Raw genomic sequence first — 480 nt, forward strand, 5'->3', positions numbered from 1 at the left:
TCGGTTGCTCAGTGGCTGCACCTGCCTCACGTCCTACGGGCGCCCGGTGCGGAGTGGGAAGTCGGTAGTACCGACTTCCCACTCCCAGGGCACACTGCGTCAACTCCCCCGGTGGCCCCTTGCTTCGCGTAAGGGGCCACCGGAAAACCGCAGTGGCCCCCACTCGGCCGGAGCGAGGGCCACTGCGCACCCCCACCGAACCGAGGCCGGAGCAGAAAGTCGGCCCGTCCGACTTCCTACTCCCGGTGGCAGGACGGAGCTGAGCCAGGCCCTGGTGGCCCCTTGTCTCGCGCAACGGGCCACCGGTGGAAGCGGAGCAGGAAGTCGGTGGGGCCGACTTCCTGTCCCCACCACGCCATGAACCTCGGCGGGGGGGGGGGGGGGCGCCGCCGAAAACCCCCCCACACCCCCCCCAACCGAGGAAATGTGTGGGGGGGGGAAAAAAAACCACAAACAAAAAAATAGATAGCGGGGGGGGGT

Source organism: Kitasatospora sp. NPDC015120 (genome assembly GCF_043080305.1).
In the GTDB taxonomy this organism is placed as follows: domain Bacteria; phylum Actinomycetota; class Actinomycetes; order Streptomycetales; family Streptomycetaceae; genus Kitasatospora.